The organism is Flavobacterium agricola (assembly GCF_025919725.1).
In the GTDB taxonomy this organism is placed as follows: Bacteria; Bacteroidota; Bacteroidia; order Flavobacteriales; family Flavobacteriaceae; genus Flavobacterium; species Flavobacterium agricola.
Genome location: NZ_CP081495.1, coordinates 293,651 through 311,847, shown reverse-complemented (window position 1 = coordinate 311,847; position 18,197 = coordinate 293,651). Strand labels below are relative to the sequence as shown.

The 18,197-nt window shown below is 33.2% G+C and carries 17 protein-coding genes; 3 read left to right on the top strand and 14 right to left on the bottom strand.

The window, feature by feature from the left end:
• Position 1 precedes the first annotated feature (1 nt).
• The 8 genes from K5I29_RS01565 to K5I29_RS01530 form a co-directional block, all read right to left on the bottom strand.
• Positions 2–1,393: a leucyl aminopeptidase family protein gene (locus K5I29_RS01565; RefSeq protein ID WP_264434112.1), complete on the bottom strand. Its 1,392-nt coding sequence runs from the start codon at positions 1,391–1,393 to the stop codon at positions 2–4.
• A 56-nt stretch (positions 1,394–1,449) separates the two neighbouring features.
• A complete protein-coding gene (locus tag K5I29_RS01560) occupies positions 1,450–2,082 on the bottom strand; it encodes an alpha-ketoglutarate-dependent dioxygenase AlkB family protein (protein ID WP_264434111.1) in 633 nt (210 codons plus the stop codon).
• A gap of 1 nt (position 2,083) precedes the next feature.
• Positions 2,084–2,911 (bottom strand): aldo/keto reductase, encoded by an 828-nt coding sequence (locus K5I29_RS01555; RefSeq protein WP_264434110.1) that lies wholly within the window; start codon positions 2,909–2,911, stop codon positions 2,084–2,086.
• A gap of 303 nt (positions 2,912–3,214) precedes the next feature.
• On the bottom strand, positions 3,215–3,622 hold the full coding sequence (locus tag K5I29_RS01550; protein ID WP_264434109.1) for a DoxX family protein: 408 nt from the start codon (positions 3,620–3,622) through the stop codon (positions 3,215–3,217).
• 117 nt (positions 3,623–3,739) lie between these two features.
• Complete coding sequence (locus K5I29_RS01545) at positions 3,740–4,339, bottom strand: hypothetical protein (RefSeq protein WP_264434108.1); 600 nt, start codon at positions 4,337–4,339, stop codon at positions 3,740–3,742.
• Positions 4,340–4,345: 6 nt separating this feature from the next.
• A complete protein-coding gene (locus K5I29_RS01540; protein WP_264434107.1) occupies positions 4,346–5,161 on the bottom strand; it encodes a UbiA prenyltransferase family protein in 816 nt (271 codons plus the stop codon).
• A gap of 68 nt (positions 5,162–5,229) precedes the next feature.
• On the bottom strand, positions 5,230–6,576 hold the full coding sequence (locus tag K5I29_RS01535; RefSeq protein WP_264434106.1) for a hypothetical protein: 1,347 nt from the start codon (positions 6,574–6,576) through the stop codon (positions 5,230–5,232).
• A gap of 19 nt (positions 6,577–6,595) precedes the next feature.
• Positions 6,596–9,049: a TonB-dependent receptor gene (locus tag K5I29_RS01530; protein ID WP_264434105.1), complete on the bottom strand. Its 2,454-nt coding sequence runs from the start codon at positions 9,047–9,049 to the stop codon at positions 6,596–6,598.
• A gap of 219 nt (positions 9,050–9,268) precedes the next feature.
• Between K5I29_RS01530 and gcvP the strand changes: the two genes are divergently transcribed.
• Complete coding sequence (gene gcvP, locus K5I29_RS01525) at positions 9,269–12,118, top strand: aminomethyl-transferring glycine dehydrogenase (RefSeq protein WP_264434104.1); 2,850 nt, start codon at positions 9,269–9,271, stop codon at positions 12,116–12,118.
• 45 nt (positions 12,119–12,163) lie between these two features.
• Here the strand turns inward: gcvP and K5I29_RS01520 are convergent, their stop codons facing one another.
• The 6 genes from K5I29_RS01520 to glmM form a co-directional block, all read right to left on the bottom strand.
• Positions 12,164–12,337: a hypothetical protein gene (locus K5I29_RS01520; protein WP_264434103.1), complete on the bottom strand. Its 174-nt coding sequence runs from the start codon at positions 12,335–12,337 to the stop codon at positions 12,164–12,166.
• Positions 12,338–12,388: 51 nt separating this feature from the next.
• Positions 12,389–12,688, bottom strand: a complete 300-nt coding sequence (locus K5I29_RS01515; protein ID WP_264434102.1) for a hypothetical protein — start codon at positions 12,686–12,688, stop codon at positions 12,389–12,391.
• On the bottom strand, positions 12,669–13,085 hold the full coding sequence (locus tag K5I29_RS01510; protein WP_264434101.1) for a hypothetical protein: 417 nt from the start codon (positions 13,083–13,085) through the stop codon (positions 12,669–12,671). The genes K5I29_RS01515 and K5I29_RS01510 overlap by 20 nt, the downstream gene beginning before the upstream one ends.
• Positions 13,086–13,177: 92 nt before the next feature.
• The gene (locus tag K5I29_RS01505; protein ID WP_264434100.1) at positions 13,178–13,726 is read right to left on the bottom strand and encodes a hypothetical protein; all 549 of its coding nucleotides are present in this window, start codon (positions 13,724–13,726) and stop codon (positions 13,178–13,180) included.
• 63 nt (positions 13,727–13,789) lie between these two features.
• Positions 13,790–15,280, bottom strand: a complete 1,491-nt coding sequence (locus K5I29_RS01500) for an aminotransferase class V-fold PLP-dependent enzyme (RefSeq protein ID WP_264434099.1) — start codon at positions 15,278–15,280, stop codon at positions 13,790–13,792.
• Between the two features lie 103 nt (positions 15,281–15,383).
• A complete protein-coding gene (glmM, locus tag K5I29_RS01495; RefSeq protein WP_264434098.1) occupies positions 15,384–16,772 on the bottom strand; it encodes a phosphoglucosamine mutase in 1,389 nt (462 codons plus the stop codon).
• Positions 16,773–16,872: 100 nt separating this feature from the next.
• On the opposite strand from glmM, the gene K5I29_RS01490 reads away from it, so the two are divergent.
• Together K5I29_RS01490 and K5I29_RS01485 are read left to right on the top strand one after the other, a co-directional pair.
• A complete protein-coding gene (locus K5I29_RS01490) occupies positions 16,873–17,490 on the top strand; it encodes an acyl carrier protein phosphodiesterase (RefSeq protein ID WP_264434097.1) in 618 nt (205 codons plus the stop codon).
• A complete protein-coding gene (locus K5I29_RS01485) occupies positions 17,462–18,187 on the top strand; it encodes a DNA alkylation repair protein (RefSeq protein WP_264434096.1) in 726 nt (241 codons plus the stop codon). Before K5I29_RS01490 ends, K5I29_RS01485 begins: the two co-directional genes overlap by 29 nt.
• Positions 18,188–18,197 lie beyond the last annotated feature (10 nt).

Here is an 18,197-nt window from a genome sequence, read left to right as displayed (position 1 = left end):
ACTATTTTAAATTTTTTAAAAAGTGATATAATGTGCGTATTCCTGTACCGGTACCACCGTTTCCTTTATAATTTTCTAAACGTTCGGTAAAAGCTGGTCCAGCAATATCAATATGCATAAAAGGTTGTTTTGCAAAATGCTCTAAAAACTTACCTGCAGTAATTGTACCCGCATCACGACCACCAATATTTTTTAAATCGGCTATTGACGATTTTATTTGTTCTTTATAATCGTCCCACAGTGGTAATTCAATCATGCGTTCGTGTACATATTGGCCTGCATCAAGTACTTGTTTAGTAAGGTTAGCATCTGCATTACTCATTAAACAACTTGCGCGTGTACCAGCTGCAACTAATGCAGCTCCGGTTAAAGTTGCAGCATTAATAATTAATTCCGGTTCAAATTGGTTGGCGTAAGCAATTGCATCGGCTAAAATCATTCGGCCTTCTGCATCCGTATTTAAAACTTCAACGGTTGTGCCATCATACATTTTAATTACATCGCCAGGCGCATAAGCATTTTGCCCTGGTCGGTTATCGGTTGCAGGAATTAAAGTAATAATATGTACGTTTAATTTATTTAAAGCTGCAGCATAAATAGTACCTGCCATACAAGCTGCTCCACCCATATCCGATTTCATTAAATCCATAGATCCGGCAGTTGGTTTTAAAGATAAACCTCCGGTATCGTAAACCACGCCTTTTCCAACTAAAACAATTGGTTTTTTGTTAATCGGTTTTTCTGGCTTATATTCTACAATAGTAAACGTTGGTGGCTCAATAGAACCTAAGTTAACAGCAAGCAATCCGCCCATTTTAAGTTCTTGAATGGCTTTTTTGTTAAGTACCTCAACATTTAAATGTGCTTCGGCTCCAATTTCTTGAATTTCTTTTGCTAATTGTACAGCAGATAAATACGACGAAGGTTCGTTTACCATATCACGGCCCCAAAAAACGGCCTTAATAATTTGGTTCATTTCGTTAATTTGTTCTGCAGTTACATTGCCTAACATATAAATGGTTTCTAACATATATTCCTTTTCATCGGCATCTGAAAAGTATTTTAGAAACTGATAATTTGACAAGGCAATTCCTTCGGCCAAAGCCAAAGCTTGTTCTCCGTTACCAACTAAGGTAATAGATGCAATATTTTTATCTAGTTTTTGACGTACATTAAATCCGGCAACGCGTAATTTTTCTAAATCTGAATTTTCTTTTACAAAAAAGAAAAAATCGGTTCCTATTTTCACATAATCTTCATTTAAATCACTAGCAACAAAGCTTTTAAATGCAGATTGAATATGCGTTGGCACGTTATTTTCTATGGCAGCATTGGGCTGAACTAAATAAACAATGTTTTGATTGTTTGTTAAGGTATTTGTTAGTTGTAACATTTTATGTCTTTTTTGTCATTCAAAAATATAAAACTCAATTTGGATAACTCTTGTTTTTATAAAATATTATCATTTTTTTGTGTTTCTACAATGGTTCTAAAAGTTAAATTAATGCGTGGCGCAATAACCTTTTTGGTTGGTGGTAAACGATGCAACCAATGCGTTTGTGTTTCGCCTTGCATAACTAATAAGCTACCAGACGGTAAAATAACATCTATTTTTTCTTTAGTTGTTTTATGTTTAAAACAAAAAGTACGAGTTGCTCCAAAACTTACTGATGCAATAGCGCCATTTTTTTGCAATTGTTTTTCGGCATCGCTATGCCAAGCCATTCCTTCGCTTCCATCATGATATAAGTTTAAAAGACAAGAATTGTAAGTTGCCCCAGAAATTTGCTCTACTTTGGCTTTTATAGCTAAAAGATCTGCTGTAAATGGAAGTGCTGTTTTTTGAATGTTTGAATACGTGTACGAAAAAGCTTGCGTACCGTACCAAGCAACTTTACGTTTTGTGGTTACTAACTTGCCAAAAATAAGGGCCTGATCGTTTTGCCACTCAATTTGATTAAATAATAAATTAAAATAAGCAGTTGCTTCGGCATCAGAAAAAGCAAAACCATAATATATTGCTTCGCCTTGGTAGGGCAATATATTATGGTTTGTAGGATTTTGATCGAATAAAGAAGGCATATTAAAACGGAACTAAATCAGGTAATAAACCTGAAAATCCAACTTCGTTCATGTCATAAATTTCGTTTAAATCTTCTTGCGCAATTACAAAAGGTTCAAACTGAATGTTTGCTGCAATATTTTTTGAATTGGTAGATTTAGGCAACGGTACAATATTATTTTGTAACGCAAACTGAATACATAATTGCGCCACTTGCACGTTGTATTTTTTAGCCATTTTAACCAACGTTGAATCTTGTAATAACCTACCAGAACCAATCGGGCTCCAAGCTTCTACTAAAATATCGGCAGCTTTACAATAAGTAACCGTTTCGGGTTGCAAATACCCCGGGTGATATTCTATTTGATTAACCATTGGTTTAATGGTGCTATTTTCTAGTAACGATTCTAAATGATGAACTAAAAAATTAGAAACACCAATAGCTTTTACTTTACCGTTTTTATACAGATATTCTAACGCGCGCCAAGTTTCTGCATTTACTTGCTCCCAATTGCTTTCGGAGTTTTTTACGGGCCAATGAATAAGATATAAATCTAAATAATCGGTTTGTAAATTATGTAAGCTTTGTTCAAAAGCTTTTAAGGTTGATTCGTAACCTAAATCAGATTTCCAAACTTTAGAAGTTAAAAAAATAGTTTCGCGGTTTACGTTTAATTTTTTTAAGGTTGCACCAATAGCAGCTTCGTTACCATAAGCAGCTGCGGTATCAATATGTTTATAACCTGCTTTTACAGCTTCGGTTATTACTTTTTCTACATCTTCGGTTAATTGCCAAGTACCAAATCCAATAGCCGGAATGGTTAATTTGTTATTCAAAATAAAACTCATATCATTTTTTTAAACAAGTTACGTAAAAAATAAAAAGCTATAGTAAAACTACAGCTTTTTAAGTGAACAAAAACAATTTATTATTAATATAACTATTCTAATAATCGTGTAAAAGCGTAAGGCTACTGTAAGCAGTAGCCAAACTGTTGATTAAAAAATAAATCCCTTTTATCTCAAAATTAATCAACCAATATTATTCTATAATTTAGCGTAAACGCTGATTTTTTAATGTTTTAAAATTCTTGAATTAAGATACAATATTGTAATACACCAACCTAATTATTTAGCATTATTTTATTGGGTTTAATATAATTTAGCATCTAAGCTATATTTGCCCGGTCCCGAAATAAATAATATAAAATACGAAGCTAAGTAAAATAAGCCCAATTCTTTTCGGCCAAAATCATGACCTGCATGTACAATAAATACTGCAACAATCATGGTAATCATAAGTGGAATACTTACAAAACGGGTAAACAAGCCCAAAACAATAAATAAGGCACAAACAATTTCTGCAAATACGGTTAATATTAACGAAAGTTCCATACCGATGCCTAACGGATCAGAAAAAGTAAAATCGCCCAGAAAAAGTTTTTGCATTTTGCCAAAACCGTGTGTTAGCATAAAACCACCTGCAACAATGCGAAGCAGTAATAGTGAAAAGTTAATTGATGTTGATTTATGAGCCGGAACTCTTAAAAATGATCGCAATCCCATAATGTATTTGCTGAGTTAATATGTTAATTTTGGTTTCTAAATTAAGATTTCTGTTTATTCTGACAAAATTATAAGGCAGTAAATAAGCTAAAAACAAAGCTTTTTTTAAACTTAATCAAAATACGGAGTTAGCAATAAATCTTTCGCTTCTGCATTGCTTGATAACGAACTGTTTAAAACAAATTCTAAAACTTCTAACAATTGGGGTTTGTAATCGTATTGCAAATCTTCGTGCAATTTATCATAAAGTGCTAAAACAGCTTTTAATCGACCGGTTAGGTAATCAAAATGTTTGTCGGCATTTTTATTCGGAAAATACAATTGGTAAAAATCCGGGAAATTAGTAAAGCACAAATGCAGAATTAACAAACGAAGTTGAAATTCTGATACTTTATCTTTTGTAATGGATGCATGTTCGTTTACCCATCCGTTAAGCTGGCGGGCATGATTGTTAACCGCATCGTACTTTTTATGTTCGGACATACGGTTGGCTTGTTTTTTTACATACAAAAAGCTTTCGGTTATGGTGTTTTGTAATTCGTAAAAACGCGCTTCTAAATCGGATTCATTTTCTAACAATTTAAAATGCAATTGCTTAATTAGCATTTGATCTTTATTGATTAACCGAACCAAAAGTTTGTCTTTTTCTTTTTCGGGTAAAGACAAAATAGCGTCTTTTAATTCGGACATTTGAGTTAAACTGAGTTTCATGTTTATTTAATTGATACTTAAGGAAAGAAACAACCATAATATAGGAACTGCTTCTACCCAAAATAAGGTAAAATATTTGTTGCGATTGGGATTTACAAAATAGGTAAAAGTAATTATAACTGCTACTAAAATAAGGTTTACTAACCATTGATTGGCGTAATATCCTGTTTTAAAAAATTCGAGCACATAAAAAGGGATGCACAACAAAACAATAAAAAGTTTGGTTTTTAGTACGCCAAAAATTTGCGGAAACGTTTTAAGGTTTGGATCATCAACTTCTAAATCCTTTATTTCAAAAATTAAAATTAAAAGTAATGTTATAATGAAGCGCTGAATAAACTTGGCTAAAACGTCGGTGTTTAATACATAATCAGCATTAAGCAAAGGCAGCAACAAAGTTGCCCCAGCCCAACAAAACGAAACAATATATATTTTAATTCCAGAAAGGTTTCGTAAGTTTTTTTTTAGTTTTCCTACCGGAATGGCATACAACAAAGTTAAGGCACCAAACAACAAAGCAATTATTTGCGTGGTACGATTTAATAACAAAAAGCACAAACCAGCCAATAACATGCTTAAAACGCTTAACGCTAGAATATAATAAACCGATTTTTTTTGTTTTTGGCGCGAATAAAAAACCGAATAATATTTTATAAAATTATAACTAAAAATAGTACCAAAAAAAACCAAGCCACAAACCGCATAACTTATTTTTAAATGCGAAAAATAGTACGTTAAAAGCACCAAGCTTAACGTAGCAAAACCAACATGAATGCTGGCGTTTATGTAAAAATCAAATATATTTTTAAGGACTGTTTTCATAAAAAATCAGGCCTTAAAGAATACTACTTTAAGGCCTGATGAATATAAAACAATTAACTTAAAATTTATTAGAAAACACCAATAAAGTTATTACCTGCTTGGTTTACTAAAGTTGCTCCTTTAGTTATTTGATTGGTTTTGCTGTTAATAATATATATGTTACCATTTTTACCAACTGGTGCAAAAGTTATGTATAGGTTATCCCCGTCAACAACAAATCCTTGGTACTGACCAAAATCAACTGCTGGATCATAAGGTAAGTCAACTTTTTCAGCAGTTTTAGCATTTAAATCTAAACGTGCTACATAACCTTGTGAATTACCTCCGTGAGTATAAAGCGCATAAGCAATTCCGTTACCTACATAACGCCAAGAATCAATATAAGAGTTTTGAACACCTAATGCATCGTCTAAGCTTAAAACATAGCTATTGTCGTATTCATTATTCGAACCAATTCTTAATATTTTAGATCCATTTTCATCACGCTGCGTTGCTTGGTAAATAGCACCATCATCTGCTAAGAACGAATTAAAACTACGGTATCCCGATGTATCTCCGTGTCCTTGAGTTGATGTAATAACTTTTGGATTTTGTAGGGATGGATAATCTACAACAACGGTTTTAGAACCTAAACGAGAATAACTTCCTGCTGTTGCTACAGTACCTGTTAACGGATCCGTTTTACGCATCCAAGTTCCGATTAATAATTTATCAGCGGCTTTATTTAACACCGGTGCATCTAATCTGAAAATGTGATGTCCTTCTTTTTCTTCTTCTTTATCTTCTAGTCGTAATTGATACGGTTGATTATATCCTTCAATTGCTAAACTTTGCAAACCAAATTTTAAAATTGTTGCATTACCTACCGTATATTCATAAGGTGCATCAGTTCCAGCATTATTTGCTGTTGGTGCAGTTACGTTCACAGCAACACCAGTTTTATCACCATCAAATAATTTTACCCAACGCGGTGATGAACCAACTTGTGATGAAATATTTGCTCCGCTTGTAACAGTATAATTTCCTTGTCCTTGAACCAAATACTTGTCTACTTGTCCTCCATCTGTACCGCCATATTGTACGTTAACTATATAACGACCATTTTCAATAGATTGTAATCTTGCAGTGCGAGCTGATTTCACACCAAATCCACCACGATTGGCTTCTTCTGAAAATAATGAAACAGAATAATTTGGATCGGCAGCTTGCTCTTTAGTAACAGCAAATAATACTGTTCCTCCATTACCATCACCTGGGGTTTCTCCCATTTTAGAACCGGCAATTGTAATCCATCTAGAAGTTTCTGGTTGTGGTTCTGGGTTGTTGTTTGATGAAGAATCATCACTTGAACATCCTACAATAAAAACACCTACTAAGGCACTTAAAAGGAATGATTTAAATTGTTTGTTTTTCATAACAATATTAAATTAATATTTAGAATTTACTTAAATTATATGTAAGTTTTACATAAAATGCACGCCCGGGTTTTTGAACCGCATAATTGTCATAAGCTTGTTGGTCAAAAATATTTTTAGCATCAAAACTGACTACAAATTGTTTGTTAGGAAATATGTAGCTTAAACCAATATCTTGAATAAGTTGTGTTGGTGTTTGTGCTTGCCTTAACAAATCATCACGATTAGTAATACCGCTTCCCGGATTCCAAATGGTATAAAAAGAATCTACAAAGCCAAAACCATAATTTAAAAACAACTTGCTTTTTTTTAGCAAAACATCGTTAAAGGAATATTGTACGTTACCGTTAAAAGTAAAAAACGGTTCGTTCGGAATTTGTACGTTGTAACGACCCACATATTCATTACCATTTGGATCATTTTTTAAATTAAATACCGAGCTAAATTTAGACACGTTTAAACCAACATTTAAACGGTTCGAAAAACTGTAAAATATTTCGGCTTCAAAACCTTTAGCCTTCGTTTTTCCTAAGTTTTCAAACGGAGCAACTTGCTGTGCATCGTTTAAACGGTCGTTTACTTGGCGTACAATTTTATCTTTCGCATCGCGAATAAATCCGGAAACGGAAAATGAAATTTTATGTTTGTTGATTTGGTAAGGTCCTATTTTACCTCCCAAATTAAAATTATCACTTACTTCTGGTCGTAAACCAGGATTTTCTGTCATGTTTTCGCCAGGATTACCAAAAACTTCATTCTCTGAAGGTAAACGAACTGCGCGCTCTGCTGAAAACAAAATAGCAACAGCGGGCTTAATTAAGTAAGAAGTTGCAATTCCGTAACCTACGTCGTTTTTTGTACTTGCCGTTCTTTTATCAACACGGGTAGCAACTCCGTTTATGGTTTCTAAAACCGGATCTGTTTTTTCAATATCTTGTCTATAAAATTTAGAAAAAACATTTAGTTTCAATTTATCTTCAATAAAACGGGCATCGTAAGCCAACGAAGTAATGTTTTTAGTTAATTTACGCTTACCACTAAATGCTTGTTGTTGAATGGATTTAAGTTCATCTCTGTCGTTACGATCTACATCATAAAACATGTGGTTTACTAAAAATCTATTATTTGGTAAAAATTCGTAGCTTAATCCTGTTCTAAAGGTTGCAATGGTTCGGTCTATATGATTTAATGTTGGCGCACCTTGTTGTGCTCCGCCTGGCGTTTTTAGTTCTTCACCGTACAAACCTTTAGCAATTTCGCCATACCAATTGTAACGGTACGGGTTTAAATCACTTATTAATTGTTTACGATTACTAATCGATCCATTAAAGTCAAAATCTAATCCGTTTAATAAAAGATTCCTTTTTCGATAATCTAAACTAAACACATTTGCATTACTTTTAGAATATCTATCTTTATAAGGCACGGTCATATATAAACCGTGTTGAATTTCGTTGTACGAATCAGAAAGATTCATACCTAATAAAAAACTATCTGCCCAAGAAACATCTGTAAAACCAGCTTCTACACGCGCACCTTTAGATTTAAACGCATCATTAAATCGCTTGGCACGTACATATTCATAAGTTCCATCAGGGCGAATATTTCTAGCAAATTTGCCCCATATTTCATAATCGTTATCTGAGTAATTGTAAAAACCAGAAGCTTTTAAAGTAAACCCCGATTTTTCTGCTCTATATAATGAGCTTAAGTTAGATTGAAAAGTATTGAAAGAACCATAAGAAACTGATGCACTTACATTACTGTTTAATCCGCGTTTTAAAACAATATTTATAGCTCCTCCTAAAGCATCGTCTGACAAATAAACCGGAACAACGCCTTTATAAACTTCAATACGTTCTATTAATGCAGGTGGAATACTGTTTAAATCGAAAGACGATCCGTAAGTAGAAATCGGAATGCCATCAATAAATATTTTTACTGCATTACCCGACATGCCGTTTAAATTGTAATCAACAGCGGCTCCTAACCCACCGTTTTGACGAACTCGAACACCAACCGAGCGATCTAAAAGTTCGTTAGTTTGTATATTGCGTACCGCAGCTTCTTTAGTTTCAATAACATTAACAGCAAATCCTCGTTTTTCAATTTCATTTTTAACAGATTGTGCTTTTATAACAACACCATCTAAAACCGAATTTTGCAATTGTTTTCCAACTGTTAAATCAACTTCAACATCATCATTTTTAACAGCAAGCATTTCTATTACTTGCTCCGAGTCGTGTATATAAATTAATTCATAATTACCAGCTGGTACATCAGTAAAGCTATATTTTCCGGTATAATTAGTATGTGCTTCTATTTGCTTTGTTGAGCCTTTTAAAACAACCTTAGCATTGTTCAATAATCTGTTTTTGTTATCGATTACATATCCCGAAACCGTTACCTGTGCAAATGTTTGACTAAAAGCTAAAATCCCTCCTAAAAAAAGAAGGTGTTTGTAAGTACGCATTGTTATTATTTTTTTGACAAATCTAATTTTTATTTAGACAAAGTCCAAATAAAAATAATTTTATTTTTCATTAACTTATATCTAACGAGATTTAACATTAAATTTTTAACGATTACCTACAGATTTTAATTATTATGTATAAAATAAAGTGAACGATTATTTAATTACGATTTTTATATTTATTTTTGTTGTTTAAATACAACTTATTTATACAACACGATGAAAACAAATGCATTTGCTTTAAGACACATTGGGCCTCGCCAAAGTGATTTGCAACATATGTTTAACACAATTGGTGTTAAGGATATGGATCAGCTATTACATGAAACTCTTCCTGATACAATTCGTTTAAAAAAAGATTTTGAGTTAGATCCTGCTATGACAGAATATGACTATTTAAGCCATATTACAGCATTAGGTAACCAAAATAAAGTATTTAAATCATTTATTGGTTTAGGATACCACGAAGCAGTTGTTCCTGCTGTTATTCAACGTAATGTTTTTGAAAATCCAGGATGGTACACAGCTTACACACCGTATCAAGCTGAAATTGCCCAAGGACGTTTAGAAGCTTTATTAAACTTCCAGACGACCGTAATTGAGCTTTCTGGTATGGAAATCGCTAACGCATCGTTGTTAGACGAATCTACAGCTGCTGCTGAAGCAATGGCTTTATTATTTGATGTACGCACACGCGATCAGAAAAAAAACAACGCAAACAAACTTTTTGTTTCTGAAGAAGTTTTACCGCAAACCATTTCTGTTTTACAAACACGTTCTACACCAATTGGTGTTGAATTAGTGATTGGTAACCACGAAACTTTTGAATTTACAGACGATTTTTTTGCTGTAATTTTACAATATCCAGGTAAATACGGTCAGGTAACCGATTATGCTGACTTCATTAACACTGCAAAATCTAAAGATATTAAAGTTGCTGTAGCAGCAGATTTATTATCGTTAGTAAAATTAACTCCTCCAGGTGATATGGGTGCTGACGTAGTTGTAGGTACAACACAACGTTTTGGTATTCCATTAGGATTTGGTGGTCCTCACGCAGGTTTCTTCGCAACAAAAGAAGAATACAAACGTTCTATGCCTGGTCGTATTATTGGGGTTTCTCAAGATACAAACGGCAACCGTGCTTTACGTATGGCATTACAAACACGTGAGCAACATATTAAACGCGAAAAAGCAACATCTAACATTTGTACTGCTCAGGTATTATTAGCTGTTATGGCTGGTATGTACGCTGTTTATCACGGACCTAAAGGTTTACAATTTATTGCAAACCAAGTACATGCAAAAGCAGTAACTATTGATAAAGCTTTAACTCAATTAGGTTTTAAACAACTTAACGATGCGTTTTTCGATACATTATTAGTTAAAGCAGATGCAGCAAAAGTAAAAGCAGTTGCTGAAGCAAATGAAGTTAACTTTTATTATGTAGATGCAGAAACAATTTCTATTTCTTTAAACGAAGCTGCTAACATAAACGATGTAAATACGGTAATATCTATTTTTGCTGAAGTTGCTGGTAAACCAGCTCCAACAGTTACAGAATTAGATCCTGAAACAGTTGTTCCGTTAAAATTAGAAAGAACTTCTAAATTTTTACAACACGACGTATTTAATACCTACCAATCGGAATCACAATTAATGCGTTATATTAAAAAATTAGAACGCAAAGATTTAGCATTAAATCATTCTATGATTTCGTTAGGTTCTTGTACAATGAAGTTGAATGCAGCTGCAGAAATGTTACCATTATCATTACCAAACTGGGGTAACATTCACCCGTTTGCTCCTGCAGATCAAACACAAGGTTATCTAACTATGTTACACAAGTTAGAACAACAATTAAACGTAATTACTGGATTTGCTGGTACAACTTTACAACCTAACTCGGGTGCGCAAGGTGAATATGCAGGTTTAATGGCTATTCGCGCGTATCACGAATCTCGTGGTGAAGGGCACCGTCATATTGCATTAATTCCAGCATCTGCTCATGGTACTAACCCAGCATCTGCTGCAATGGCAGGAATGAAGGTTGTTGTTACCAAAACTACTGAAGAAGGAAATATTGACGTAGCTGATTTAAAAGCAAAAGCAGAACAATATAAAGACGAATTATCGTGTGTAATGATTACGTATCCATCTACGCATGGAGTTTACGAATCATCAATCATCGAAATTACAAACATCATTCACGAAAATGGTGGACAAGTTTATATGGACGGTGCAAACATGAATGCACAAGTTGGTTTAACAAACCCAGCAACAATTGGTGCAGACGTTTGTCACTTAAACTTACATAAAACTTTTGCTATTCCTCACGGTGGTGGTGGTCCTGGTGTTGGTCCTATTTGTGTAGCAAAACATTTAGTAGAATTTTTACCTTCTAACCCAATTGTAAAAGTTGGTGGAGATAAAGCAATTTCTGCTATTTCTGCTGCACCTTACGGTTCTGCATTAGTTTGCTTAATTTCTTACGGGTATATTTCTATGTTAGGTGCTGACGGATTAAAAAGAGCAACTTCTACTGCTATTTTAAATGCAAACTACATGAAAGCGCGTTTAGAGCAAGGTTACGAAATTCTTTACACAGGTGAAAAAGGACGTGCAGCTCACGAAATGATTGTTGATTGCCGTATGTTTAAAGCAAAAGGAATTGAAGTTACTGACATTGCGAAACGTTTAATGGATTACGGTTTCCACGCTCCAACGGTTTCTTTCCCTGTTGCTGGAACTTTAATGATTGAACCAACAGAATCTGAAGATTTAGCTGAATTAGATCGTTTTTGTGATGCAATGCTTTCTATTCGTAAAGAAATTGAAGCAGCAACTGCTGAAGATGCAAACAACGTATTAAAAAATTCACCGCACACATTAGCTATGTTAACGGCTGAAACTTGGGATTTACCATATTCACGTCAACAAGCAGCTTACCCGTTAGAATATGTGGCTGAAAACAAATTCTGGCCTTCTGTTCGTCGTGTAGATGATGCGTACGGCGATAGAAATTTAGTTTGTTCTTGTGCGCCAATTGAGGCTTACATGGAAGCTTAATTTTAAAAATTATATATAAAAAGCCAACTTTAAAAGTTGGCTTTTTTATTTTGTAGCTGTTAAAAAAACTTCAATGGGTTGATTGTTTATTTTCCGTCCAAATTGGGCTGCTCTAGCATTTTCTGCAGCACATAAAACATATAAATTGTAATTATACAAATCTATTATTTGGGTTGCAAAGCTTCCGTTTGCAGAGCTATCAACATCTTCTATTTTCAACTTAAAATCTTCAGCAGCAAATGTATTTGCTAATACTAATAAATATGTTTGTTAAGCATACGGAAAAAACCATCGATGGCTATCTATTTTATAATTTTCAGAAAATACCAAAGGTACATTGGCATTTAAAAAGCTATGCTGGTTGTTTGTATTTAGCACTTCGTTTCCGACATCATCAACAATTGACAAACGCAAACCTGTAACATTATTTTGAGTTGCAGCATCTTTTACATCAACTACCAAATAAGTAGTAAAATCAAACCCGCAATGCAAAGTATTTCCTAATTGCGCCCAACTTATTAAAGGCAATAAAAAAAGGCAGAACAACGATTTACTTTTCAATGTTCGCATAAAAATTATTTTTTAAATGATTGAATGCGTTGGCATAAATTGTATTAAAATTTGAAGTGTTTTCTGGATCATAATCGGCAAACAAATTATAAACATCTTGAAATGTAGAATCGTATTGATGCAAATAACTTTTAGGATCTGGATTAGGGTACTTGTAATATTCCTTAAACTTGCGCATCACTGCATAATGCAACAATTCTTCCGGATAATATTTACTGGTATGCTTTGCCGGATCATTTAAATCATTTTCAAACTTTTTACTTGTATGTTTTCTGTACAAAGGTTCGGTTACTGCGGCTAACATACCAGCTAAAATTGATGTATTGTATTTAGCATAATCAAAATTAAAATCTTCTTCAGATTCATCAAGATTTGGATTAAAATCATATCCAACCAAAACATAATCTGTAAAAGCATTATTTTTTAAAAACCCGATTGGTGTAGAAACGTAATTGTTTAGCGGATCTAAATATAAAATAGTACGGTGTTTTAGCTTTTTTTAAAAAACTTTTGTAGTTTAAAATCTAAGCTGTCGTTTACAAAACCCGTGTTTATAGATGTAAAATCTAAAGGCGGTAAAATTACCTGATGTGCTTCTGCTTTATCGTGATAATCTTTTAGCAACACCGATAACGTATCTAAATGCGTATAATATTTGCCGTATTTAAATTTTAGTACCTCCATATTTAAATCATCTTTAACCTGAAACGTTTCGGGTTCAAAGCAAAGAGCAATAGCCGGTAAATCTACCCCGATATAATCGTGGGTTGCAATAAAGTTTACTAAATCATGATTTTTTAAGGGATTGAATTTTTCTCGAACGTTGTAATAATAACTTTTGGTTACAAATCGGTAAATAGAATCTAACTCATTATCCTCAACTGCATAATTAAATGCACTTCGAAACAAAACCACACGATCATCAACCGTGCAATAAAGTTCAGCTTTTTTGGGTGGAATATCATGAATTGTTACTTTTTTCTTAGATGCACAAGCAGTTATAGCCAAAAAACCAAAGATCAAAAATATTTTTTTCATTTCAGTTGAGTTAATATTATTCACTAATATAAAAAAAAGCTTACGAAATTGTAAGCTTTTATATTAAAGAATAAAAAAATCATTAACCATACTGGCAACGCAAACTTCGTTATTGGTATGAACAAATTCGTTACTACGAGGTTTTAATTGGTAATCATTACCCCAAGTTTTAAAGTTTTGTGCTAGCTGTTCGATGCAATCACAAACAAATTCAATTTCTTCTGTGGTAGTAGTTGGATGAATGGACATTCTAATCCATCCCGGTTTTTCTAACAAATCGCCTTCAGAAATTTTATGCGTTAAATAATTTGATCGTTCCTGATCTACGTGCAACAAATAATGTCCGTATGTTCCGGCACAACTGCATCCGCCACGCGTTTGAATTCCGAATTTATCGTTTAATAGCTTTACCCCTAAGTTGTAATGCAAATCATCAATATAAAAAGATATTACGCCTAAACGGTTTTTATGTTGATCTGCTAAAATATGTAGATTTGGTATTTTAGAAAAACGTTCAAAAACATAATCAATCAATTCTTTTTCGCGGGCTAAAATATTATCTACCCCCATTTGCTCTTTTAAATTGATTGCTAATGCAGTACGTATTAATTGTAAAAAACCAGGAGTTCCACCGTCTTCACGCTCTTCAATATTATCTAAATATTTATGTTCTCCCCAAGGATTTGTCCAAGAAACCGTTCCACCACCTGGGCAGTCAGGAATCATGTTGTTGTATAATTTTTTATTGAAAAGTAAAATTCCAGATGTACCTGGCCCACCCAAAAATTTATGTGGAGAAAATACAATAGCATCTAAATACGCTTCAGGATCGTTAGCTGGATGCATATCAATAGCAACGTAAGGCGCCGAACAAGCAAAATCTACAAAACAAACGCCATTGTTTTGATGCATAATTTTAGCCATTTCATGGTAAGGCGTTTTTATACCTGTAACGTTTGAACAAGCTGTAATAGAAGCTATTTTTAATGGACAATCAGCATAAGATTCTACCAATTTTCTAAAACTTTCTAAACAAACTAATCCATCTGGTGTACTCGGAATAACTTCAACCTTTGCAATAGTTTCTAACCACGATGTATGATTAGAATGATGTTCCATATGCGTAATAAAAATAACAGGACGCGTTTCTTCAGGAATAGTTGTAAACTGACGTAAGTTTTCAGGAACTTTTAATCCTAAAATACGTTGAAACTTATTAATAACGCCAGTCATTCCTGAACCTGCTGTAATTAAAATATCATCTTCTGAGGCATTAACATGTTTTTTAATTATGTTACGGGCTTGATGGTATGACATGGTCATTGCAGTACCCGAAAATGTAGTTTCGGTATGCGTATTGGCCACGTAAGGCCCAAAGGTATTTAATATTTTTTCTTCGATTGGTCGGTATAAACGACCAGAAGCTGTCCAATCGGTATAAATAATTTTTTGTTCTCCGAACGGTGAAACAAAGGTTTGATCTATGCCGACAATATTTTTACGAAAAGGTTCAAAAAACTTTTCTAATTGAGTAGTTTTATTAGTTAGTAACATTTGGTATTATGGGTTTTAAAAGTCAAATATACAAATCAAAATCCTTGATTTTAAACAATTAACAAAAAACCTTTTGTTAAAGAACAAAAGGTTTTAAAACTTGTTATATAGAAGCTATTGTTTTTATTTGATTCATAATTTGTTGAGCCAATGCATCAGCTTCTGCTTGGGTTGGTGCTTCGGTATAAATACGAATAATAGGTTCGGTATTAGATTTACGAAGATGCACCCAATTTGTAGCAAAATCTATTTTTACACCATCAACGGTTGAAATTTGTTCGTTTTTATATTTCTCTGTCATTTGTTTTAAAATTTCATCAACATCAATTGCTGGTGTTAATTCAATTTTATTTTTAGACATAAAATATTGCGGATAACTTGCTCTAAGGTCAGCAACGCTAATTTCTAAATTTGCTAAATGCGTTAAAAACAAAGCTACGCCAACTAAGGCATCGCGCCCGTAATGAATTTCAGGATAAATAATTCCGCCATTACCTTCGCCACCAATAATTGCGTTTGTTGCTTTCATTAGTTCTACCACATTTACTTCACCTACGGCAGATGCTTGATAAGTTCCGTTGTGTTTTTCTGTAATATCACGTAATGCACGAGAAGATGACATGTTAGAAACGGTATTTCCAGGTGTTTTGCTTAAAACATAATCGGCTACGGCAACCAATGTATATTCTTCACCAAACATTTCGCCATCGTTAGAAATAAACGCTAAGCGATCTACATCAGGATCAACCACAATTCCAAAATCAGCTTTCTCCTCAACAACTAATTTACAAATATCTCCTAAATGTTCTTTTAAAGGTTCTGGATTGTGCGGAAAATCGCCATTTGGCGTACAATATAATTCTACCACCTCAACGCCCATTTGTTTTAAAAGCTTCGGAATAATGATTCCTCCAGACGAATTTACCCCGTCTACAACAACTTTAAACTTACGTTTTGCAACAGCTTCGGCATCTACCAACGGTAAATTTAAAACTTCATCTACGTGCATATCCATATAAGCATCGTTTTTTGTAACGGTACCTAAATCATCAACCTCGGCGTAAGTAAAACTTTCTGCTTCAGCTAAACGTAAAATTTCTTCACCATCTTTTCCGCTTAAAAATTCCCCTTTTTCATTTAAAAGTTTTAACGCATTCCATTGTTTTGGATTATGAGATGCTGTTAAAATAATTCCGCCATCAGCATTTTCTAACGGAACTGCAATTTCAACAGTTGGTGTTGTAGATAAATCTAAATCAATTACATCTATTCCTAAACCAACTAAGGTATGCATAACTAAGTTGTGAATCATGGGCCCCGAAATACGTGCATCACGACCAATAACAACTTTTATATTTTTTTTATTATGATAATTTTTTAACCAAGTTCCGTAAGCCGAAGCAAATTTAACAGCATCAAGCGGAGTTAAATTATCGCCAATTTGCCCGCCAATTGTACCGCGAATACCAGAAATAGATTTTATTAATGTCATGGTAAATGTTTTATGTTTACTACAAATATAAATAATATATACGGTAATTTTCTGTTATTTTTATTAACTAAAAGTTATAAAACTTACGTAATTTTAAGCTATGAATTTTTTAGCCCATATATATTTATCACACAACAATACTGATTTAGAAATTGGAAATTTTATAGCAGATCACGTAAAAGGTAAAAAATTTGAAAGCTTTCCGAATGCTATTGCAAACGGCATTATTATGCATCGCAAAATAGATACATTTACTGATGCACATCCGGTTTTTAGAAACTCTAAACGCTATTTTCAGCCCGAATTTGGTTTGTATTCTGGCGTAATTGTAGACGTGGTTTACGATCATTTTTTAGCAAAAAACTGGGAGCAATTTCATGATTTAGATTTGTATCGTTTTACGCAACAATTTTACAAAACCTTACAAAAAAATGAAGCCCTTTTACCCGACAAAACCAAACATATATTGCCAATTATGGTCAACGAAAATTGGTTATATTCTTACAAAACCATTAAAGGGATTACTAATATTTTAACACAGATGGATGCTAGAACTCAATTTAAATCGAAAATGAGTACGGCTTCCAATACTTTAACACAATATTATGCTCCATTGGAATACGATTTTTTTGATTTCATCGTTCAATTAGATAGCTATTCGCGAACATTAATTAATCAAATCAATAACCATGAAGATCAGTTTTTTAGAAGCCCTTGAAAACCAGTTTCGAATGCACAAAGATGTTGTATATGCCGAAAAAATGGATCGATTAATGAACTACTCCCATCCTTTTGCTGGGATACCCAACCATTTGCGTTTACGAATTGTAAAATATTTATACCCCGATTTTAAACACGAAATAGAAACCGAATTGTTAGATATTGTTGCTCACCTATTTGCTAAACAAGAACGCGAATTTCATTACGTAGCTTTAGATTTAATTAAAAAGAATTTGGACGCGTTATACCGAATTGAATATTTTTCATTCATTAAAGATTTGGCTGAGCAAAAACCAAATTGGGATACGATTGATATTTATGCGAAAGATATTTTAGGGAAATACTTACAACGCATTCCGGAGCTAACTCAAACATTTGTAAATTTATTTATCAATTCCAATAACGAGTGGAAAATTAGAAGCATTATTTTGTTTCAGGTTAATTACAAACAAAAAACAAATAAAAATTTACTGTTTTTAATTTGTTTAAAGTTTATTGATACCAAAAACTACATGATTCATAGCGCCATGGTTTGGGCACTTAAAGAATACCAAAAAATTAACCCAGAAGAAGTTGCAAATTTTATAAAGAAAAATGATTTTTTGCTGATATATAACCGCAAAATTGATACAGAACTTACCATTGTACAGCGGTTAGTACAAAGCTTAGAAATAAAAAAAACCGTCTATATTTAGACGGTTTTTT